The sequence below is a fragment of the Streptomyces sp. NPDC022910 genome (assembly GCF_055561075.1).
The window spans coordinates 16,089-37,239 of sequence record NZ_JBVHHL010000041.1; the positions used below are offsets into that span (position 1 = coordinate 16,089).

The window sequence follows — 21,151 nt, forward strand, 5'->3', positions numbered from 1 at the left end:
GTGCGTCGCCCGCGGCATCACCGACGGGCTAACCCTGCTCGGGTGACCGGGGCGGGCTGACCGTCGTCCGGGGCGGGCGCCGCTCGGACGACGTACGGACGATCAGCTCCGTCGGTATCACCTGCTCGACCGGCTGCTCCGAGTGGACCCCTTCGATGGCGTCGATGAGGAGTTGGACCACCGCCGTGCCGATCCGGCGCGGCTTCAGTGAGAGCGTCGTCACGGGCGGCTCGGTGTTGGCGTACACGGTCGACTCACTGCAGCACACGAGCAGCAGGTCGTCGGGGACGCGCAGTCCATAGCGGCGGGCGGCGGCCAGCAGGTCGGTGCCGTTCGGATCGAAGAGTCCGTAGACCGCGTCCGGGCGGTCGGGGCGGGCCAGCAGCCGGTCGGCGGCGACGGCGCCCGCGCACGGGTCGTGGGCGGGATAGGCCTCGTAGACGGGGTCCTGTCCGACGCGCTCGCACCAGTTCAGGTACGCGGTCGTGGACAGGTGCGTGTAGGTGTCCGTGGTGGTGCCGGTCAGGAGTCCGATCCGGCGGGCGCCCGCCTCCGCCAGATGGTCGAGGATGCCCAGGACCGCGGCCTCGTGGTCGTTGTCGACCCAGGCGGTGACCGGGAGCGAGCCTGCCGGGCGGCCGTCGGAGACGACGGGTAACCCCTGCCGGACCAGCTCGCTGACCACCGGGTCCTGGTCGGACGGGTCGATGACGACCGTGCCGTCCAGGGCGACGTTCGACCACACGTCGTGGCGCGAGGTCGCGGGCAGGATGACGAGGGCGTAGCCCCGGGCGAGCGCGGCCGAGGTGGCGGCTCGGGCCATCTCGGCGAAGTACGCGAATTCGGTGAAGGTGAAAGGTTCATCCCCGTACGTCGTCACGGTCAGGCCGATGAGGCCCGATTTGCCGGTACGGAGGGTGCGGGCCGCGGCCGACGGGCGATACCCCAGCCGGTCGGCGACCTCGCGGACATGGCGTCGGGTGGCGTCCGGCAGCCGGCCCTTGCCGTTGAGAGCGTCGGAGACGGTCGTGATGGAGACCCCGGCGGCGGCGGCCACGTCTCTGATGCCCGCCCGGCCCGGCCGGCTTCCTCGGCGGGAGGTTCCCGCCCGGCTCACCTGGTGCTTCCCTGCTGCTGTCATGGCGAGCCGATAGTAGGGCTCATGCGGTGGGGTAGTGCGGACGCATATGCACCCGTTGACAGGCACGATTCTGCATGGTCAATAGTGACCAAGTGCCTTGGAAACCAAGAGACTTGAACGTTCCAACGTCAGTACGTGACTTGTCGGCACGCATGAGCCTGCCAAGGTGGCCATATTTCGAAGAGGTCTCAACTCACCTTCACGAGGGATGCGCGCCACGGCGTGAGCCACCGGCGCATGCCACAGAGGGCGACGCGCCCCCCGATTCGAGCGCCATCGTGCAGTGATGCGCCCTGGTTCGTACGCTGATGCGCCCCGGTTCCCACGGTGACGCGGACGCGGTGGACGCGGTTGTCCACAGCCCATTCGCAGCAGCACCGAATCCTCATAGGGTGAGAAGCATTGGACGCCGGCGGTGGTCATGGGCCGGTGGTGTGCGCGAGGAGGACTGCGGTGAGCAAGACGAGCCCGAGGCTGCGTGCCGAGCTGGAGGGTATCCCCACGTACAAGCCCGGCAAGCCTGCCGCGGCCGGCGGGCCGGTGGCCTACAAGCTGTCCTCGAACGAGAATCCGTACCCCCCGCTGCCGGGCGTGATGGAGACCGTGACCGCGGCGGCCCACTCCCTCAACCGCTATCCGGACATGGCGTGCACGGGGCTGATGTGCGAGCTGGCGGAGCGCTTCGGGGTGCCCGAGTCCCATCTCGCGACGGGCACCGGCTCGGTCGGGATCGCACAGCAGCTGATTCAGGCCACGAGCGGCCCGGGCGACGAGGTGATCTACGCCTGGCGGTCCTTCGAGGCGTACCCCATCATCACCCAGATCAGCGGTGCGACGTCGGTGCAGGTCCCGCTCACCCCGGGCGACGTGCACGACCTGGACGCGATGGCGGACGCGATCACCGACCGGACCCGGCTGATCTTCGTCTGCAACCCCAACAACCCGACCGGCACGGTGGTGCGCCGGGCCGAGCTGGAGCGTTTTCTGGACCGGGTGCCGGACGACGTGCTGGTGGTGCTCGACGAGGCGTACCGGGAGTTCATCCGCGACGTCCAGGTGCCGGACGGCGTCGAGCTGTATCGCAAGCGTCCGAACGTCTGCGTGCTGCGCACCTTCTCCAAGGCGTACGGCCTCGCCGGGCTGCGCGTCGGCTTCGCCATCGCCCATGAGCCGGTGGCCGCGGCGCTGCGCAAGACGGCGGTGCCCTTCGGCGTGAGCCAGCTGGCACAGGAGGCGGCCGTCGCCTCGTTGCGCGCCGAGGACGCACTGCTCGGCCGGGTCGGCTCGCTGGTGTGCGAGCGCATCCGTGTGGTCGACGCGCTGCGCGCCCAGGGCTGGACGGTGCCCGAGACCCAGGCGAACTTCCTATGGCTGCGGCTGGGGGAGCGCACGCTGGATTTCGCCGCCGCCTGCGAGGAGCACGGCGTGGTAGTGCGGCCCTTCCCGGGCGAAGGGGTGCGCGTGACGATCGGCGAGGCCGAGGCGAACGACATCTTGATGAAGGTGGCGGAGGGCTTCCGCAAGGAGCGCTAGCCGGCATGAGCGCGCCCTCCTCGCCTACCTGGCGGCGAGGGCGCGCTTGGTGTGTCCAGGGCAGCCCATCGCGCCAGGGACCTGACGGCCCTGGCCCTGGGACGTGCCGCCCCTCGGCTAAGGACCCCCCCGCCCATCCGGCCTCGTACCCCCATGCGCCATAATTGCTTGTGAATGTGAACGCGTTCACAAACGCGTCCTGATTCCTCCTGTGATGTGCAGGACAAGCGGGGCAAACTGCCGCTTGTGACCACGGCGATGTAAGGAGAGGACGACGTGGACATGGCTTTGGCGCCGGAGACTCTGGCGCGATGGCAGTTCGGCATCACCACCGTCTACCATTTTCTGTTCGTCCCGCTGACGATCTCGCTGGCCGCGCTGACGGCCGGTCTACAGACCGCCTGGGTGCGGACGGAGAAGGAGAAGTACCTCCGGGCCACGAAGTTCTGGGGCAAGCTCTTCCTGATCAACATCGCGATGGGTGTCGTCACCGGCATCGTCCAGGAGTTCCAGTTCGGCATGAACTGGTCCGACTACTCGCGCTTCGTCGGCGACATCTTCGGTGCCCCGCTCGCGTTCGAAGCCCTTATCGCCTTCTTCTTCGAGTCCACCTTCATCGGGCTGTGGATCTTCGGCTGGGACAAGCTGCCCAAGAAGCTCCACCTCGCCTGCATCTGGATGGTCTCCATAGGCACGATCCTCTCGGCGTACTTCATCCTCGCGGCCAACTCCTGGATGCAGCACCCTGTGGGCTACCGGATCAACAAGGAGAAGGGGCGCGCCGAACTCACCGACTTCTGGCACGTCCTGACCCAGAACACCGCGCTCACCCAGGTCTTCCACACCTTGTCCGCGGCCTTCCTGACGGGCGGCGCCTTCATGGTCGGCATCGCCGCCTTCCACCTGCTGCGCAAGAGGGACGTGGCCGTGATGAAGACCTCGCTGCGGCTCGGGCTGGTCACCGTCGTCATCGCCGGCCTGCTCACCGCGGCCAGCGGTGATCTTCTGGGCAAGGTCATGTTCAAGCAGCAGCCGATGAAGATGGCCGCCGCCGAAGCCCTGTGGGACGGCCAGAACTCCGCACCCTTCTCGATCTTCGCCTACGGCGACGTCAGCAAGGGCCACAACACCGTCGAGCTGTCCATCCCCGGCGTCCTGTCGTTCCTCGCCGACGACAACTTCAGCTCCTACGTCCCCGGCATCAACGACACCAACAAGGCCGAGCAGCAGAAGTACGGGCCCGGCGACTACCGTCCCATCATCCCCGTCACCTTCTGGGGATTCCGCTGGATGATCGGCTTCGGCATGACGTCCTTCGCCATCGGGCTGGCCGGGCTCTGGCTCACCCGCAAGAAGTTCTTGCTGCCCGGCCATCTGCGGGTGGGTGAGGACGAGGTACCGCATCTGGTCCTCTTCAGGAAGAAGGCACTCGGTCCGACGCCCACCACGTGGTCCTGGCGCATAGCGGTCTGGACTCTGGCCTTCCCCCTCATCGCCAACTCCTGGGGCTGGATATTCACCGAGATGGGCCGTCAGCCGTGGGTCGTCTACGGAGTGCTGCGCACCCGTGACGCGGTCTCCCCCGGTGTCTCCCAGGGCGAGGTCATCACGTCGATGACCGTGTTCACACTGCTCTACGCGATTCTCGCGGTCATCGAGGTCAAGTTGCTCGCGAAGTACGTCAAGGCCGGACCGCCGGAGCTCAGCGAGTCCGATCTCAACCCGCCCACAAAGATCGGCGGCGACTCCCGGGACGCCGACAAGCCGATGGCCTTCTCGTACTAGGCCGAGGGAGCGCACACATCATGCAACTTCACGACGTCTGGTTCGTCCTCATCGCGGTTCTCTGGATCGGCTACTTCTTCCTGGAGGGTTTCGACTTCGGGGTCGGCATCCTCACCAAGCTGCTGGCCCGTGACCGGCCCGAGCGGCGTGTGCTGATCAACACGATCGGCCCCGTCTGGGACGGCAACGAGGTGTGGCTGCTGACCGCGGGCGGCGCCACCTTCGCCGCCTTCCCCGAGTGGTACGCCACTCTCTTCTCCGGGTTCTATCTGCCTCTGCTGATCATCCTGGTCTGCCTGATCGTGCGCGGCGTCGCCTTCGAGTACCGGGCGAAGCGGTCCGAAGAGAACTGGCAGCGCAACTGGGAGACCGCGATCTTCTGGACCTCGCTGATTCCCGCGTTCCTGTGGGGTGTGGCCTTCGGCAACATCGTGCGGGGCGTGAAGATCGACCAGAATCTGGAGTACGTCGGCAATGTCGGGGATCTGCTCAACCCCTTCGCTCTCCTCGGTGGTCTGGTCACTCTGACCCTGTTCACCTTCCACGGCGCGGTGTTCACGGCTCTCAAGACCGTCGGGGACATCCGGGAACGGGCGCGGAAGCTCGCCCTGCGAGTCGGGGTGGTGACGGCCGTGCTGGCGCTGTTCTTCCTCGCCTGGGCGCAGATCGACCGGGGCGACGGCAAGAGTCTGGTCGCGATGATCGTGGCGGCGGTCGCGCTGCTCGCGGCGCTCGCGGCGAACCAGGCCGGGCGCGAGGGATGGTCGTTCGCATTCTCCGGTCTCACCATCATGGCGGCGGTCGCGATGCTCTTCCTGACGCTCTTTCCGAACGTCATGCCGTCCACGCTCAACCCGGACTGGAGCCTGACGGTGACCAACGCCTCGTCGAGCTCCTACACCCTGAAGATCATGACGTGGTGCGCCGGGATTGCCACACCGCTGGTCCTGCTCTACCAGGGGTGGACGTACTGGGTGTTCCGCAAGCGCATCGGCACGCAGCACATCGCCGCCGACGCTGCCGCCGGAGCAGTGCACTGAGTTCTGGTGGGGAGGGCGTTTCACGTGAAACACCCTCCCCCGGCCGGAAAGGCATGTTTCACGTGAAACCGATCGATCCACGACTGCTGCGTTACGCCCGTACCACTCGCCTCTTCCTCTTGGCGGTCGTCGGGCTGGGTGCCGTCGGAGCAGCACTGGTCATCGCCCAGGCGATGCTGATCGCCGAAGCGATCGTCGGTGCCTTCCAGCATCATCACTCGGTCGCCGAACTGCGCACGCCCCTGCTCCTCCTGGCTGCCGTGGCGGTCGGCCGGGCGCTGGTCTCATGGCTCACCGAACTCGCCGCCCACCGGGCGAGTGCGGCGGTGAAGTCCGAGCTGCGGGGGCGGCTGCTGACGCGGGCTGCGGCGCTTGGTCCCGGATGGCTGGGTGAGCAGCGGACGGGATCGCTGGTCGCCCTGACCACACGAGGAGTCGACGCCCTCGATGACTACTTCTCCCGCTATCTGCCGCAGTTGGGGCTCGCGGTCGTTGTGCCGGTGGCGGTACTGGCTCGGATCGTCACCGAGGACTGGGTCTCGGCGGCGATCATCGTCGGCACGTTGCCGCTCATCCCGCTCTTCATGATGCTGATCGGCTGGGCCACCCAGTCTCAGATGGACCGCCAGTGGCGGCTGCTGTCGCGGCTCTCCGGGCACTTCCTCGATGTGGTCACCGGGCTGCCGACGCTCAAGGTGTTCGGCCGGGCCAAGGCACAGGCCGAGTCCATCAAGCGGATCACCGGCGAGTACCGGCGGGCGACCATGCGGACGCTGCGGATCGCGTTCCTGTCGTCCTTCGCGCTGGAACTGCTCGCCACGATCTCGGTCGCGCTCGTCGCGGTGACGATCGGCATGCGGCTCGTCCACGGCGACATGGACCTGTACATCGGACTGGTCATCCTCGTGCTCGCGCCGGAGGCATATCTGCCGCTGCGGCAGGTGGGCGCCCAGTATCACGCGGCGGCGGAGGGGCTCTCCGCCGCCGAGGAGATCTTCGCGGTGCTGGAGACGCCCGTACCCGCGTCCGGCACGCAGCGCGTTCCGGACGGGGAGATCGTCTTCGAGGGCGTGTCCGTCAGGTACCCCGGGCGGTCCTCCGACGCGGTGTCCGAGGTATCGCTGTCGGTTTCACCCGGTGAGACGGTCGCCCTCGTCGGGCCGAGCGGCGCCGGCAAGTCGACGCTTCTCGACCTTCTGCTGGGGTTCGTGCCGCCCACCAAGGGGCGCGTACGGATCGGGGGCGTCGATCTCGCCTCGGCCGACCTTGAGGAGTGGCGCTCTCGGATCGCCTGGGTGCCGCAGCGACCGCATCTGTACGCGGGCACCATCGCCGAGAACGTACGCCTGGCCCGGCCGGACGCGGACGACACGGCGGTACGGAGGGCGCTGTCCGACGCCGGGGCGCTGGAGTTCGTGGATGCACTGCCGGCCGGGGCCGACACAGTGCTCGGTGAAGACGGTGCGGGGCTGTCCGCCGGGCAGCGGCAACGACTCGCCCTGGCACGGGCGTTCCTCGCCGACCGGCCGGTGCTGCTGCTGGACGAGCCGACGGCGTCCCTGGACGGGGCGACCGAGGCGGACGTCGTGGAGGCGGTGCGCCGGCTGGCGGTCGGAAGGACGGTGCTGTTGGTGGTGCATCGGCCGGCCTTGCTCGGATTGGCCGACCGTGTCGTGCGGATCGACGTGGAGGAGTGCGCCACGACGACGGGTCGCACGCAGTCCGCAACCGCGCCGTTGCCCCGCCGTGAGGCACCGGACGCGTCACCGGCGTACGACGAGCAGACGCCCGCCTCCGCTCCGGCGAGGGGCGGGGACGTGCTCGCCCGCGTCCGTGCCATGGCCGGTCCTCGCCGCGGGCGGCTCGCTCTCGCGCTGCTGCTCGGCAGCCTGGCGCTCGGAAGCGCCGTAGGGCTGATGGCCACCTCCGGATGGCTGATCTCGCGGGCCTCCCAGCAGCCGCCCGTGCTGTATCTGATGGTCGCGGTGACGGCCACGCGGGCGTTCGGGATCGGGCGTGCGGTGTTCCGGTACGCGGAGCGGCTCGTGTCGCACGATGCGGTGCTCCGGATGCTGGCCGACACCCGGGTCGCCGTCTACCGGAGACTGGAGCGCCTGGCCCCGGCCGGTCTGCGGACGACCCGGCGCGGCGACCTGTTGTCGCGGCTTGTCGCCGACGTGGACGCGCTGCAGGACTACTGGCTGCGCTGGCTGCTGCCCGTGGCCGCCGCGCTCGTCGTGTCGGCCGGCTCCGTCGGCTTCACCGCCTGGTTGTTGCCCGAGGCCGGTGCCACCCTGGCCGTCGGCCTGCTGGCGGCCGGCGTCGGTGTACCTCTGGTGACCGGTGCCGTCGCACGACGCGCTGAGCGGAGACTGGCGCCTGCCCGGGGGACGTTGGCGACCCGGGTGACCGACCTGCTCACCGGGACGGCCGAGTTGACGGTCGCGGGCGCGCTGCCATCACGGACGGCCGAGGCGCGGCGGGCCGACGGTGTGCTCACCCGCATCGCCTCTCGCGCCGCCACCGCCACCGCGCTCGGTGACGGCCTCACCGCGCTCGTCACGGGGCTGACGGTCGCGGTCGCAGCTCTCGTGGGCGCACAGGCCGTGGCCGACGGGCGGCTCGGCGGCGTCGCCATGACCGTCGTGGTGCTCACCCCGTTGGCCGCGTTCGAGGCGGTTTTGGGGCTGCCGCTGGCCGTGCAGCACCGGCAGCGGGTACGCAGGAGCGCGGAGCGCGTGTACGAGGTGCTGGACGCCCCCGAACCCGTACGGGAGCCGGAGCGGCCGCGGCAGGCGCCCTCGTCCCCCTTCCCGCTCGTTCTGGAAGGGCTGACCACCCGCCACGACGGGCAGCAGCGGGATGCGCTCACCGGGCTCGACCTCACCCTCGAACAGGGCCGCAGGATCGCCGTGGTCGGCCCCTCGGGCGCGGGCAAGACGACGCTCGCGCAGGTGCTGTCGCGGTTCCTGGACGCGGCTGCCGGTACCTACACGCTGGGCGGCACCGACGCATACGCACTCGACGGCGACGATGTACGACGCATGGTCGGGTTGTGCGCCCAGGACGCCCACCTCTTCGACAGTTCGGTACGGGAGAACCTGCTGCTCGCACGGAAGAACGCGAGCGAGGGAGAACTGCGTGAGGCGCTCGCTCGGGCGCGGCTGCTCGAGTGGGCCGACGGGCTGCCCGAGGGTCTCGACACGCTGATCGGTGAGCACGGCGCACGGCTGTCCGGCGGCCAGCGTCAGCGGCTCGCGCTGGCCCGGGCGCTGCTCGCCGACTTCCCCGTCCTCGTCCTCGATGAGCCGGCGGAACACCTCGACCTGCCGACGGCGGATGCCCTCACGGCCGATCTGCTGTCCGCCACAGAAGGCCGTACGACGCTGCTCATCACCCACCGGTTGGCCGGTCTCGAGGCGGTCGACGAGATGATCGTCCTTGCGGAGGGTCGGGTGGTCCAGCGGGGCGTGTACGCGGAACTGGCGGCGATGAAAGGGCCGTTGCAGGACATGGTGGAGCGGGAGGCCCAGGGGGACCTGCTGGGGGACCAGGCGGGACGCAGAGGAGGCCCGGCGGTTCCGGTCTTGGCGGAGGCCTAGGAGGCAGCACCCCAGCTCATGTCGGACGGCGCAGCGGCGGACCCTACCGGGGGATGCCGCTGGGCCATCCGTGGCCGCCCGTTCCTCCAGTCGCAGGACGTCGACAGGACTGGCGGCGCGACACCGGCCACGATCATTGACATGCGCTCATTTCACCGTTGTCGCCTGTCTGTTTTCCTTCTCCTGTGCACGGTCGCGGTGTTGCCGGCGCCATCCGCCGCGGCCGGGGGCGGGGCGGCGGGCGACAGTGCCAGTGCCCGCGTGGCGAGGCTGTACAAGGACGCCGCCGAGGTGACGCGGCAGTACGAGACCGGGCGCCGCGAGGCCGAGAAGCAACGCGCCACAGCGCGGCGGGACGAGGAACTCCTCGTCCGGGAGCGCAGGCTGTTCGCGGCACTGCACAAGGACCTCGGCCGAATAGCGCGGGCCCAGTACCGCCGGAGCGGAGGGCTCTCGTATGCCATGCAGTCGCTGCTCCCGGACAGCACCCAGGAATTGATGCAGGCTCACGACACGCTCGGACGGGTCGATCTCGCGGTCGCGAACGCGGTCGTCAGGAGCCGCCTGGTGGAGACCCGCCTCACCGGGGAACGGGCACGGGCGTCGGCGCAGTGGCGGGCGCTGCAGAAGCGCATGGGGGAACTGGCCGTGAGGAAGAGGACCCTTGAGGCGAAGCTGGAGGAGGCCCGATGGGTCCTGCAGAGCCAGGCCAACGCATCCGCGGCCAAGGGGACATGCCGGGGCGCCGTCCGCCTGGACTGGCCGCGGCGGAAGGCCGGGCACCCATGGGTGGCGCCGGTGGAGGCGTACCGACTCTCCGCGGGCTTCGGCAACGGCGGTGCCCACTGGGCGCATCGGCACACCGGCCAGGACTTCGCGGTACCCATCGGGACGCCCGTGCGGGCCGCCGGGTCCGGGACAGTGGTGCGGGTGAAGTGCGGGGGCGCGTTCGGCATGGAGATCGTGATCAGGCATTCAGGCGGCTACTGCACGCAGTACGCCCATCTCGCCGCCGTCGCCGTCGACCAGGGCGACCGGGTGGCCGCCGGGCAGTGGATCGCTCAGTCGGGCACGACGGGCAACTCGACCGGACCGCATCTTCACTTCGAGGTCCGGGCCACTCCGGAGCTGCAGTCGAGTGTCGATCCGGTGCCGTGGCTGGCGGCCCATGGCGTGAAACTGTGAACGGCGCCACCGGCGCTTATAGACGCTCCGCGAGGATCCGCTCGATCACCACGGCCACTCCGTCGTCGTTGTTGGCGACCGTGCGCCCGGACGCGGCGGCTATCACGTCCGGGTGCGCGTTGCCCATGGCGTACGACTGCCCCGCCCAGGTGAGCATGTCGACGTCGTTCGGCATGTCGCCGAAGGCGACGACCTCCTCGTGGGAGATGCCGCGCTCGGCGCAGCACAGTGCGAGTGTGCTCGCCTTGGAGACGCCGGGACCGCTGATCTCCAGCAGTGCGCTGGGGCTGGACCTGGTGATGGTGGCGCGGTCGCCGACGGCGAGGCGGGCCAGGGTGAGGAAGGCGTCGGGGTCCAGTTCCGGGTGGTAGGCGAGGATCTTGAGCACCGGCTCGTGGGCGCCCGGGGCGTCCGGGGCGAGCAGTTCCTCGGCGGGTGCGAGGAGGTCCGGGGCCTCGATATGGAGCCTCGGGTATGCCGGCTCCTGGTAGAAGCCGTACGTCTGCTCGACGGCGTAGACCGTCCCGGGCGCGGCGTCCCGCAGCAGTCGAACGGCGTCGACCGCGTTCTCCCGGACCAGCTCCCGGATCTTGACGAAGCGGTGGGCGCCGGGGCCGCCGTGCAGGTCGACCACGGCGGCGCCGTTGCCGCAGATGGCCAGCCCATGGCCGTGGACGTGGTCGCTGACGACGTCCATCCAGCGGGCCGGGCGGCCCGTGACGAAGAACACCTCGATGCCGGCTGCCTCAGCGGCGGCCAGTGCGGCGACCGTGCGCTCGGAGACCGACTTGTCGTCGCGCAGGAGAGTGCCGTCGAGATCTGTCGCGATCAGCCGGGGCTGGAGGGTGGGGGCCGGGGTCTCGGGCTGTCTGGTCGCTGAGGTCACGGGCCCCATTCTCGCGCATATGCCCGTACGGCCGTGCGGGAGTCCGCACACTTGAGTGGTGACGCCGCTCACCAGAGGGCGTCACCCCACGTCATGGTCAGCCCAGCTGTGCCGGGGCGTCCATGGCGATCTGCTCGAAGACCTTCTGGTTCGAGGCAAAGTCGGAACCGGGGATCGGCCAGTGGATCACGATGTCCGTGAAACCCAGTTCCATGTGCCGGCCGGCGAAGTCGACGAAGGCGTCGACGGACTCCAGCGGACGGCCACGGTCCGGGGTGAAGCCGGTGAGCAGGATCTTGTCGAGTTCCGTCACGTCACGTCCGCTCGCCGCGCACGCGTCGGCCAGCTTCTCGGTCTGTGCACGAAGGGCCCGCACCGACTGTTGGGGGGTCCCGGTCTCGTACAGCTTGGGGTCACCTGTGGTCACCCAGGCCTGACCATGGCGCGCGGCGAGCTTCAGACCGCGCGGTCCCGTGGCGGCCACCGCGAACGGCAGCCGGGGGCGCTGGACGCAGCCGGGGATGTTGCGCGCCTCGTGCGCGGAGTAGTGGTCGCCCTCGTAGGAGACGGAGTCCTCGGTGAGCAGCCGGTCGAGCAGCGGGACGAACTCGCCGAAGCGGTCGGCGCGCTCGCGCGGTGTCCAGGGCTCCTGGCCGAGCACGGTAGCGTCGAAACCGGTGCCGCCCGCGCCGATGCCCAGCGTGATCCGGCCGCCGGAGATGTCGTCGAGGGAGATCAGCTCCTTGGCCAGGGTGACCGGGTGCCGGAAGTTCGGCGAGGTGACGAGAGTACCCAATCGCATACTCTGCGTCACTGTCGTTGCTGCCGTAAGCGTGGGGACTGCACCGAACCACGGCCCGTTTCGGAAGCTCCGCCAGGACAGGTGGTCATACGTATACGCGGTATGAAACCCGAGGTCTTCGGCCAGTCGCCAGTTCTTCTGTCCTGCGTCCCACTGGTATATGGGGAGGATGACGGTGCTCAAGCGCATGCCCTCGACCCTACGCTCCTGGCTCCCGTCAGCAGCGAGAGCCAGATCTTGGTCTGCAGAGTGAGGCCGTGTCGGCGGTACTCCGGCAGCGGCATCGATACCGACCAGCGCTCGCGTAGCGCGTGAAGACGCGAGCGCGCTCCTGCTCCCAGGCTCACTCCGCGGCCGTCCGGTGGAACGGCGCCCCTTTGGCCGACTCGACGGAACTGGCCGGCGGGCCTGCACGTTGCCTTGAGGATCACGATGGACGAGAGCATCGGCTCAAGCCCCTGGCTGACCTGGCGGACAACTCCCATCAACGTGGGCTGAGGCGGCGGATTCAAAGGTCGTCGTATGTCTCACTCCTCGGTCTGCTGCCAGACGGAGGTGAGTGCCGTGACGGGGTCGCAGTCGGCCGGTGCGGCGGGCCACCATTCGCCGTCGTCGTCCTGGAGGTAGGGGTACCAGCGGGCGTCGGGGCCCAGGCGCAGCTGGATGCCGTGGTCGGTGAGGGTGAGGCGGTTGCGCCAGGCCCTGAGGGCGACCGGGGCGGTGGTCATTTCGGTGAGGGCCTCGGTCAGGGCAGTGCGGGCGGCCGCCATCGCCGTTGGGTCGGGGGTGTGGGGCTGTTCGGCGACGGTGATGCCGGTGGGCCCGCCGTGGCGCCAGGCGCGGGTGAGGCGGGCGAATGCGGTCGGTTTGGCGCCGGTGTTCTGGATGAGGTGGTGGAACCACTCGGGGCCGGGGTTGCTCGCGGCGATGCGTACCGCGTCCTGTTGCTGGGTCAGGCGCAGGCTTGTGGTGTCGCCCGTGAGCAGCCGGGCGGCGCGTGCGGCGGTGTCCGCCATGAGGCGTTCGAGATCCGCGGTGGACAGACCAGTGCCGGGTGGCGGGTCGGCGGGCAGTGCGGCGGTGTGGGGGGCCGGTTCGGGGAGTTCGGGAAGGGGCGGAGTGTCGGGCAGGGCGGACCAGGCAGCGTAGGCGCCGGCGGCCGGGATGCCGGCCGGGGCCGGTGGGGTGGAGGTGGCCTGGGCGGCCGTACGGCGGGTGCGCAGTTGGGCGAGGATTTCCTCCCGTCCGCGGCCGCGCAGGGCGAACAGTACGAAGGGGTCGGTGTCGATGGTGGCGGCGATGGCGTAGCAGAGCGCGGCGGCGTGTTTGCAGGGGTAGCCCCAGTCGGGGCAGGAGCATTCGGGGTCGAGTTCGGTGGGCTGCGGGAGCAGGGGGACGCCTGCCTGGCGGGCGTCGTCGACGAGTTCGGCGGGCATCTCGCCGTCGAGGAGCGCGGCGAGATGCCCGGCTCGGGCCGCGACCGTGCCGAGGAGGGTGTCCCACTGGGCGTCGGTGAGGACGGGCAGGTGGACGGCCGCGCGGTAGGGGCGGGGACTGCTGCCCTGGACGGCGGCTTTGACCTGGCCGGGGGCGACGGTGACGGGGCCGACCATGCCCTGGCGGGCGTAGGTGCGTCCGCGGGACAGGCGCCCCGAGTCCAGGGTGGAATCCTCCAGGGCCGTCACCCATGCCTGGCCCCACCAGGTCGCGGCGAAGGCACGCCTGCCGCGGGTGGGCGCGCGGCGCGGGCCGGGGATCGAGGGACTCACGACTGCCTCCCCAGGGCGACGAGTTCGGCGAGATCGTCGTCGGACAGTTCGGTCAGAGCGGCCTCACCGGAGCCGACCACGGCGTCGGCGAGCGCGCGCTTGGATTCGAGAAGCTTCGCCACCTTGTCCTCCACGGTCCCCTCCGCGAGGAGTTTGTGGACCTGGACGGGCTTGTTCTGGCCGATGCGGTAGGCGCGGTCGGTGGCCTGGTCCTCGACCGCCGGGTTCCACCAGCGGTCGTAGTGCACGACGTGGGTGGCGCGGGTGAGGTTGAGGCCGGTGCCCGCGGCCTTCAGGGAGAGCAGGAACACCGGCACCTCGCCGCGCTGGAAGCGGTCCACAATCTCCTCGCGCGTGGTGACGGGGGTGCCGCCGTGCAGGAAGAGGGTGGGGACGCCTCGTTCTGCGAGGTGCTTCTCCAACAGGGTCGCCATCTGCTTGTACTGGGTGAAGACCAGCACCGACTCGCCTTCGGCGGTGATGGTGTCGACCAGTTCGTCGAGCAGCGCCAGTTTGCCGGAGCGGCCGTGCAGCGGTGTGGACTGGCGCAGGTACTGGGCGGGGTGGTTGCAGATCTGCTTCAGCGCGGTGAGGAGCTTCAGGATCAGGCCGCGGCGGGCGATGCCCTCGGCTTCGGCGATCTTCGCCATGGTTTCGCGGACCACCGCCTCGTACAGGCTTGCCTGCTCGGCGGTCAGCGGGACGACACGGTCGGTCTCGGTCTTGGCGGGCAGTTCCGGCGCGATGCCCGGGTCGGACTTCCTGCGGCGCAGCAGGAAGGGGCGGACGAGGCGGGACAGCCGTTCGGCGGCCTGCGGGTCCTCGCCCGACTCGATCGCGCGGGCGTGGCGGTCGCGGAAGGCGGTGAGCGGGCCGAGGAGTCCGGGGGTGGTCCAGTCGAGGAGCGCCCACAGTTCGGAGAGGTTGTTCTCCACGGGGGTGCCGGTCAGTGCGACACGGGCGCGGGCGGGCAGGGCGCGAAGCTCGCGGGCGGTGACGGCGTAGGGGTTCTTCACGTGCTGGGCCTCGTCGGCGGCGATCAGCGACCAGCCGACTTCGGCGAGGGCCTCGCGGTCGCGGCGCAGAACGCCGTAGGTGACCAGGACGATCTCGTCGTCGGCGAGGGACGCGAGGTGGCGGTCGCCGCCGTGGTAGCGGCGCACCGGCGTGGCCGGCGCGAATCGGGCCGCCTCGCGCTGCCAGTTGCCGAGCAGCGAGGCGGGGCAGACGACGAGCGTGGGGCCCGCGGTGGCGGGGGCGATCTGGCGGTGCAGGTGCAGAGCGAGCAGGGTGATGGTCTTGCCCAGGCCCATGTCGTCGGCGAGACAGCCGCCGAGACCGAGCTCGCACATCTCGGCCAGCCAGGCCAGGCCCCGCTTCTGGTAGTCGCGCAGCGTGGCTTTCAGGGCTGCGGGCTGGGCAGCGGGGGTACGGGATTCGGGGTCGCGGATACGGGCGACGAGGTCGCCGAGTGCCCCCACCGCCGCGCAGGCGATCGTCTCCCCGTCCCGCTCCACCTCGCCGGTCAGCGCGGCGCCCAGCGCCTCCATGGGGGTGAGCGGTTCCATCCGGCGGCGCCTGGCGCGGGCCACCAGCTTCGGGTCGGCGACCACCCACTGATCGCGCAGCCGGACGAGGGGGCGGCGTGCCTCGGCGAGGGCGTCCATCTCGGCCTCGGTGAGCGGCTGGCCGCCGAGGGAGAGCTGCCAGCGGAAGTCGAGGAGGGTGTCGGCGTCGAGCATGCCGCCCGCGCTGGAGCCAGGAGCGGTGTGTTGCCCGATCTCCGCGGTCGAGGTGAGTGCCTTGACCAGCTCGCGCGGCCAGTGCACGTCGATACCGGCGGCGCGCAGCGTGTCGGTGGCGTCGCCCAGCAGGTCGAACGCCTCGTCGTCGGTCAGCCGCAGCTGATCCGGAGCGGCGTCCTTCAGTAGCCGGTCGAGCGGTGGCCAGACGCGGGCGCCGCGGCGCAGCGCGAGCAGCGTCTCGGTCTCGGCGCGCGGGCCGAGCAGGCGCTCGGTCTCGGCCGGCTCGCTCCACAGTCGTGCGGCCTCCACGACGAGCGCCGGATCCGCCGCAGTGTGCAACTGCAGGACGGCCCGGAACTGCCGCCTGCGCCCCTCGGGTACGTCGACCCGCAGCGAGACCCTGACGTCGGCGGTGAACGCGGCGGCCGTCTCCTCGGCCCACTCGCGCAGGGCGGGCAGGGCACGTGTCTCGCGCCAGGCGTACGGCAGTGCTCCCATGGCGAGCGGAGCGCCAGGAGTACGGACCATTTCGTCGGCGACCGCGTCGCAGAACTGGCGTACCAGCGCGGCCGGTTCGACGATCCGCAGCGGGGCCGGACCCGGCTCCGGCAGGCAGTGGGCGTGGGGCGGGAACGCGGCGGCGAGGGCGTCCAGCGTCTGCCGCTGGGCGGCGGTGAAGGGACCCGCCTGCCAGGTGTCGTAGCCGACGGGGGTGAGGGCCGGGTGGAGACGGCCGTCGGCGAGCAGCCGGAGCGCGAAGCGGGTGGCGGCCTGCCAGGCGGCGGCGGACGGATGCGGCGGCTGTGCCCCGGACAGCGCGGCAACGGCGAGGGCGACGGGCAGCGCGTAGCCCTCCGTTTTGCGCCGCCGTACCGAGCGGCCGTGCGGCAGTACCAGCTCCACCGACTCGGTCCTGAGGCCCGCGGGCGGCATGCCGTCGGTGGCGGCTGCCGCGACGGGCTGCCACAGCAGCAGCCGTCCCAGGCGGGCGGGCTCGCCGGGTAGGAACACTGCAGCCCAGCCGTCGTGCAGCAGGCTCTTCGCGAAGGCGACTGCCTCCGGCGCGGCCAGCGGCAGCGTACTGCTCGTGAAGGTGCTCGGCTCTCGTACGACGACTCGTGCCACTCTTTTCCGCCCATCGTTTTCCATGCGGTGCCCACCGGGCCCCGCACCTCACCCACCAGCGGGTTCGGACCCCGTCGTCACCGGCGGGAGCGCGCCCTGTTCGCCGCGGTACGCATACGTTCGGCGAGCTGCTTGTCCACGCCGCGCAGGCCCTCACTCAGTTCGGCGAGCACCTGGGCGGTGGACGGGTGCTCCACTCGCCACAGGTCGTCCACCCGCTGGTCGAGCGCCTCCGGCGCCGTGTTCCAGTTCTCCAGGAAGCCCCGGACCAGCTCCCCGCTCTCTTGAGCACCGGCGAGGACCGACAGCCCGTCAAGGAGCAGCCACAACCCGGCCTCCTCCGCCCGCGCCGGGTCCACGTGCGCTTCTGCTTCAGGGCGTGCGCCCAGGGTCGCGGTGGCCACTTGCCGGCACCCCTCGACCTCGGAGTCCGCTGCCTTCCGCAGCACTCGCAGTGCCCTGGGGTCGTCGAGGCCCGCCAGCACCAGTTGGGCCACGGCGCGCTTCGCTGCGGCCTCGGGGCCGTCTCCCGCGCAGCCGTCGAGCAGCCCCACCGCGGCGTCCGCCGCAGAGCGGTGTTCCAGCCACCCTTCGACCTCCTGGCGCAGTTCCTCGGGGGAGTAGCCCAGGAGCGCCTGGAGCAGAGCGGAGGCGTCCGCCTTGGCGTACTCGCCGAGCAGCGGCGCGGGTACACCGCGCTCCATCAGGTAGGCGCGGAGCCCGTAGCGGCCGAGCGGGGTGAGCCGCATGCGGTCCCCGGGCCTGTCGTCCCGCGACCGGTCCGACGCCGCCGACGAGGTTCCCGAACCGCCCAGCTCCTGTCCGCCCATGGCGTTCAGGAGTGTGCGCACAGCCTCCTCGGCCGAATCGTCGCCGTCACCGGGCTCGTACTCCACCACACCCAGCAGGGCGAGTCCTTCCCCCAGTTCCCGGAAGGACGCCGCGAACAGCGCCTGGAAGAGATCGAACTCCGGCCCGTTCTCGCCCGCCTCACGGGCCTTCGCACGCAGGTCGGCGACATCCACCCAGACGTCGTCCGGGGCGTCGTACAGCAGCCCGACCAGGCCGTCGGTGATCTCGGCCGTCAGCTCGCCCAGCTCACCGTGCCACCCGTCCAGCACCCCCGTCCCACCGATCTCCTCCAGCAGATCACCCATCGTGGCGGCCCAGAACTCAAGAAGGTCCGCGTCGGCGAAGTCGGTTACCGCGCCGCCCCACGCGCGGCCCCCACTGATCGCGATCAATCCGCCGTCCACAGCCAGCCACCACGGATCGTCGAGAACGGACACGTCCTTGGCGCTGCGCAGAGCCTTCAACGCACGAGCCCGCGCGACGGCATCGGCGTACGGCGAGTCGTCATCGGCCAGCTTCCACAGCTGGAGTTCCTCGATGGCCTCACGGGCGAGCGCGGGCCGCAGCACCCGCCCCGCGGTGACCTGCCGTCCCTCGCGGCACCAGGCGGCGAGCCGCAGCGCCGCGTCGAAGAGCGGGACACCCCGCACGGCAGCGACAAGATCCTCCTGCGGAGCCAGAGTTACCGGGCGCAGCACAGGCACATCCTCGGCCGGTCCGTCGACTCCAGCATCGACCGGATCGCCCACCCGGCACTGCCCGCAGGTACACAACGCCACGTCCTCGGCGGTCAGCCGGCGGACGCCGCCGTGTCCGGAGCGGCCACGGGCCGGTGGCTTCGCCGTACCGGACACCGTGTCCGGCGTCAACTGGGCCAGCCGCGCAGTGATCCCGTCCCGGTCGAAGGCCGCCGGATCGTAACCGGCCGCCCGCAGCTCGGCGACGAGTTCACCGTACGGGCCATCCCCGGCCCCGTCCGGGGCTTCGATGAGCTCCAGCACCTCGGCCAGCCCCCACACACCGCCGATGTTCTCCGTCGGTACGTCGGCGCGACGCCCGCCGACGCACCGCACCGTCCGCTCCGCGCCCGCCGCACGTGGCAGCGCCTTCTCCAGCGTGATCCCGTGCTCCCAGTTGTCCCCGAAGTCGTAGGTGTAACGCAGCCGCGCACCCTCCTCGGTCAACACGTCGCCGAGCGCGGTGGCGTCCTCGTCGTGCGCTTCGCTGCCGAAGCCGAGATCCATGAGGTCGGCCGGAGCGCCGTACCCTCGGCCGAGGTCATCGGTGAAGAGGTGCAGATGGCCACCGTGCCAGCCGAAGGCGATCTGAATGGCCTCATGCAGTGTGCCGACCGAGGTGTCGGACGGCAGCACGACGCGCCGCCACACGGGCGGTCTGGTGCCGTGCAACACGATCTTCAACTGGAGATCGGACGGGACTGCCTTCCCGTCGTGCCGCATCTGTCGCTCCCGCCGGACCGAGGCTGTTCGAACGGAACCCATCATCGTGCCGCCGACGCGCCACCCTCAAATCCGGCTGTCGCTGCGGCTGTCCAACGGCACACTCGGCCTCGGCGCCGCCCGCACGAGGTATCCTGCGCCCTCGTGCCCTTTCCCGGGCGGTGCAGGCAATGCGATGGCCGACCCCCACCGCCCCACCGTGTGTGGACCCTGCCGAGCGAGACGACCACCAGACGTGCATATCGCAGTATGCTCGCGTCATGGCGGACACAACACGGATCACGGTGACGCTGCCGACCGAGCAGGTCGCCGAACTGAGGAAGCTCACCGACAACGTCTCCGGTTACGTCGCCGAGGCGGTGGCGCGGCAGCTGCGGCACCAGCTGCTCGGTGCCGATCTGCTGCGCCATCAGGAGGAACACGGGGCATTCACAGAGGAGGAGTTGGCGGAGGCTCGTTCCAGGATCTTCGGGACGACGGACGCGGACGGGTCGGCGGGCGCTGCGTGAACGAGCATGTCGAGACCGTCGTCCTGGACTCCCAGGGGGTCTCTGCCTGGATCGCCCAGGACCGCAAGATCCTTGCGATGTTCCAGGTGTTCCATGCCATGGGTGCCGATTTCGTCATCGCAGCCAACACCATCGTGGAGGTCAGCCATGCGCGGGTGAACATGCCCCGGCTGCGGTGGGTGCTGTCTCGCGTCAAGGTCGAGCCGGTGACCGAGGACGCGGCGAAAACGTCCGCGGAACTGCTCAAGGCCGCAGGTCTGCACGGCCACAAATACGCGATCGACGCGACTGTCGCCGAGGTGGCACTGCGCCAGCCGGGTCCGGTGGCGATGCTGACGTCCGACGTCGATGACATGGCCCGGCTGTGCGGTGACCGCGTCCGGGTCATCGGCATCTGAGTGCGAAAGTGCCGTCGCTCATTCCCGGCCCCGAAGCGAAATCACCCAGGTGCGGTAGGCGAAAAAGGCTTGACTGAGGTCACCAGCGTGCCGAGGCGCAGCCGGTCGGTGGCGGCGGCCGCGGCCGTCAGCGTCGGCACGGCGCCGAACCACGGGCCGTCGCGGAAGGACCGCCACGACAGGTGGTCATAGGTGAACGCGGTGTGGAAGCCGAGCTGCTCCGCACGCTGCCACGCGGAACGCCCGCCCTCGTGCCAGCGGACGTACCGCAGGATCACGGTGCTCAGACGCAGACTCATGGTTCGAGCGTACGGGGAGGTACGGGGTGGTCATGTCCCAGGCTTGACCAAAGGGACACCGAATCGGAGGCGAGACGTCAGTGAGGCACCGGAAAACGCAGGTACTGCGGTGGTACGGCCTTGGCGAGCCATACGCCGTTGGCGCTGACGTGGAAGACGTGGCCGTCACGGTGCATGGCGCCGGCGTCCACGGTGAGGATGACCGGTCGGCCGCGCCGGGCGCCCACGCGCGTGGCGGTCTCGCGGTCGGGTGAGAGGTGCACGTCGTGGCGGTTCATCGGCCGCAGGCCCTCCGCGCGGATCGCCTCCAGATTGCGGGCCACAGTCCCGTGGTAGAGGTACGCGGGCGGGGTCGCCGGAGACAGCCCCAGGTCGATGTCGATGCTGTGGCCCTGGCTGGCGCGGATGCGACTGCCCTCGATCGCGAAGCGCTTCTTGTCATTGGTGGCGACCACATCGTCCAGCTCGTCGCGCGTGATCCGGAAACCGTGCGTGGCCGCTGCGGCGAGCAGCGTGTCGATCTCCACCCAGCCCCCCTCGTCGAGCGTGAGCCCGATCCGCTCCGGCTGGTGTCGCAGGTGTTTCGAGAGGTACTTCGACACCTTCACGGTGCGTCTCTCGTCGTTCCTTCCTGTCATGTCTCCAGCGTGCGGGAGAGACACGGATCACGCACATGATTTTGATGCGGATGTTTGATCCACAACCAAATGGAGTTATCCACAAGGCACTTGGAAATTCTGTGGACAACTCGCAGTCAATTTAAAGGTGTTCGTCAACTACGCCTGATTTCAAGTGATGTGTACGGTCTGTTTCAAGTGCTGTGTCAGTGACTGGTGTTCGACTTCGGGACTGTTGGAGAAGGAGACCGTGGAGAGTCCAACAGGCCGCGGACGTACGTGAATTGCTCAACCAGCTGCCAGGCGCCACCAGTTCGACCCAATCTCATGGTGCGCTCTCCTTGAGTGAGACCGTGAACCCAGTGACGAGCTAGGCAGCGTGACCACCACGCAGTCCCAACTC

The 21,151-nt window shown here is 70.0% G+C and carries 15 protein-coding genes; 7 read left to right on the forward strand and 8 right to left on the reverse strand.

Annotated features, from left to right (window positions below; translation table 11 throughout):
• Positions 1-28: 28 nt before the first annotated feature.
• A complete protein-coding gene (locus ACZ3TS_RS30100) occupies positions 29-1,141 on the reverse strand; it encodes a LacI family DNA-binding transcriptional regulator (protein WP_467624088.1) in 1,113 nt (370 codons plus the stop codon).
• Positions 1,142-1,594: 453 nt separating this feature from the next.
• Here ACZ3TS_RS30100 and hisC point away from each other — a divergent pair, with 453 nt between their 5' ends.
• The 5 genes from hisC (at position 1,595) to ACZ3TS_RS30125 (ending at position 10,286) form a co-directional block, all read left to right on the forward strand.
• Positions 1,595-2,674 carry a histidinol-phosphate transaminase gene (gene hisC, locus ACZ3TS_RS30105; protein WP_467624090.1) on the forward strand — a complete coding sequence of 360 codons (1,080 nt, stop codon included), beginning with the start codon at positions 1,595-1,597 and terminating at the stop codon, positions 2,672-2,674.
• A 276-nt stretch (positions 2,675-2,950) separates the two neighbouring features.
• Complete coding sequence (locus ACZ3TS_RS30110) at positions 2,951-4,459, forward strand: cytochrome ubiquinol oxidase subunit I (RefSeq protein ID WP_467624092.1); 1,509 nt, start codon at positions 2,951-2,953, stop codon at positions 4,457-4,459.
• Between the two features lie 20 nt (positions 4,460-4,479).
• Complete coding sequence (gene cydB / locus ACZ3TS_RS30115) at positions 4,480-5,499, forward strand: cytochrome d ubiquinol oxidase subunit II (RefSeq protein ID WP_467624095.1); 1,020 nt, start codon at positions 4,480-4,482, stop codon at positions 5,497-5,499.
• Positions 5,500-5,552: 53 nt separating this feature from the next.
• On the forward strand, positions 5,553-9,101 hold the full coding sequence (gene cydD, locus ACZ3TS_RS30120; protein WP_467624097.1) for a thiol reductant ABC exporter subunit CydD: 3,549 nt from the start codon (positions 5,553-5,555) through the stop codon (positions 9,099-9,101).
• A 141-nt stretch (positions 9,102-9,242) separates the two neighbouring features.
• A complete protein-coding gene (locus ACZ3TS_RS30125) occupies positions 9,243-10,286 on the forward strand; it encodes a M23 family metallopeptidase (protein ID WP_467624099.1) in 1,044 nt (347 codons plus the stop codon).
• Between the two features lie 16 nt (positions 10,287-10,302).
• Here ACZ3TS_RS30125 and ACZ3TS_RS30130 read toward each other — a convergent pair whose 3' ends face one another.
• The 5 genes from ACZ3TS_RS30130 to ACZ3TS_RS30150 all read right to left on the reverse strand — a co-directional run bounded on the left by ACZ3TS_RS30130 (position 10,303) and on the right by ACZ3TS_RS30150 (position 18,925).
• Complete coding sequence (locus ACZ3TS_RS30130) at positions 10,303-11,181, reverse strand: HAD hydrolase family protein (protein ID WP_467624102.1); 879 nt, start codon at positions 11,179-11,181, stop codon at positions 10,303-10,305.
• An 88-nt stretch (positions 11,182-11,269) separates the two neighbouring features.
• Entirely contained in the window at positions 11,270-12,163 is an 894-nt protein-coding gene (locus tag ACZ3TS_RS30135) for an LLM class flavin-dependent oxidoreductase (protein ID WP_467624104.1), read from the reverse strand.
• A 338-nt stretch (positions 12,164-12,501) separates the two neighbouring features.
• Complete coding sequence (locus ACZ3TS_RS30140; RefSeq protein ID WP_467624106.1) at positions 12,502-13,743, reverse strand: SWIM zinc finger family protein; 1,242 nt, start codon at positions 13,741-13,743, stop codon at positions 12,502-12,504.
• On the reverse strand, positions 13,740-16,637 hold the full coding sequence (locus tag ACZ3TS_RS30145) for a DEAD/DEAH box helicase (protein ID WP_467624108.1): 2,898 nt from the start codon (positions 16,635-16,637) through the stop codon (positions 13,740-13,742). Before ACZ3TS_RS30145 ends, ACZ3TS_RS30140 begins: the two co-directional genes overlap by 4 nt.
• A 53-nt stretch (positions 16,638-16,690) precedes the next feature.
• Positions 16,691-18,925: an IS1096 element passenger TnpR family protein gene (locus tag ACZ3TS_RS30150; protein ID WP_467624111.1), complete on the reverse strand. Its 2,235-nt coding sequence runs from the start codon at positions 18,923-18,925 to the stop codon at positions 16,691-16,693.
• A 260-nt stretch (positions 18,926-19,185) separates the two neighbouring features.
• Here ACZ3TS_RS30150 and ACZ3TS_RS30155 point away from each other — a divergent pair, with 260 nt between their 5' ends.
• Both ACZ3TS_RS30155 and ACZ3TS_RS30160 read left to right on the forward strand, forming a co-directional pair.
• A complete protein-coding gene (locus ACZ3TS_RS30155) occupies positions 19,186-19,434 on the forward strand; it encodes a hypothetical protein (protein WP_467624113.1) in 249 nt (82 codons plus the stop codon).
• Positions 19,431-19,832 carry a DNA-binding protein gene (locus ACZ3TS_RS30160; protein ID WP_467624116.1) on the forward strand — a complete coding sequence of 134 codons (402 nt, stop codon included), beginning with the start codon at positions 19,431-19,433 and terminating at the stop codon, positions 19,830-19,832. Before ACZ3TS_RS30155 ends, ACZ3TS_RS30160 begins: the two co-directional genes overlap by 4 nt.
• 41 nt (positions 19,833-19,873) lie before the next feature.
• Here the strand turns inward: ACZ3TS_RS30160 and ACZ3TS_RS30165 are convergent, their stop codons facing one another.
• The gene (locus ACZ3TS_RS30165; protein WP_467624118.1) at positions 19,874-20,131 is read right to left on the reverse strand and encodes an LLM class flavin-dependent oxidoreductase; all 258 of its coding nucleotides are present in this window, start codon (positions 20,129-20,131) and stop codon (positions 19,874-19,876) included.
• A 77-nt stretch (positions 20,132-20,208) separates the two neighbouring features.
• A complete protein-coding gene (locus ACZ3TS_RS30170; protein WP_467624120.1) occupies positions 20,209-20,769 on the reverse strand; it encodes an RNA 2'-phosphotransferase in 561 nt (186 codons plus the stop codon).
• Positions 20,770-21,151 lie beyond the last annotated feature (382 nt).

Bases quoted from the DNA above. Each gene is read 5' to 3' on its own strand.
- ACZ3TS_RS30100 (WP_467624088.1), bottom strand. From the start codon at position 1,141: ATGACAGCAGCAGGGAAGCACCAGGTGAGCCGGGCGGGAACCTCCCGC.
- cydB (WP_467624095.1), top strand. From the start codon at position 4,480: ATGCAACTTCACGACGTCTGGTTCGTCCTCATCGCGGTTCTCTGGATC.
- cydD (WP_467624097.1), top strand. From the start codon at position 5,553: ATGTTTCACGTGAAACCGATCGATCCACGACTGCTGCGTTACGCCCGT.
- ACZ3TS_RS30125 (WP_467624099.1), top strand. From the start codon at position 9,243: ATGCGCTCATTTCACCGTTGTCGCCTGTCTGTTTTCCTTCTCCTGTGC.
- ACZ3TS_RS30130 (WP_467624102.1), bottom strand. From the start codon at position 11,181: ATGGGGCCCGTGACCTCAGCGACCAGACAGCCCGAGACCCCGGCCCCC.
- ACZ3TS_RS30135 (WP_467624104.1), bottom strand. From the start codon at position 12,163: ATGCGCTTGAGCACCGTCATCCTCCCCATATACCAGTGGGACGCAGGA.
- ACZ3TS_RS30145 (WP_467624108.1), bottom strand. From the start codon at position 16,637: ATGGAAAACGATGGGCGGAAAAGAGTGGCACGAGTCGTCGTACGAGAG.
- ACZ3TS_RS30150 (WP_467624111.1), bottom strand. From the start codon at position 18,925: ATGCGGCACGACGGGAAGGCAGTCCCGTCCGATCTCCAGTTGAAGATC.
- ACZ3TS_RS30155 (WP_467624113.1), top strand. From the start codon at position 19,186: ATGGCGGACACAACACGGATCACGGTGACGCTGCCGACCGAGCAGGTC.
- ACZ3TS_RS30165 (WP_467624118.1), bottom strand. From the start codon at position 20,131: ATGAGTCTGCGTCTGAGCACCGTGATCCTGCGGTACGTCCGCTGGCAC.
- ACZ3TS_RS30170 (WP_467624120.1), bottom strand. From the start codon at position 20,769: ATGACAGGAAGGAACGACGAGAGACGCACCGTGAAGGTGTCGAAGTAC.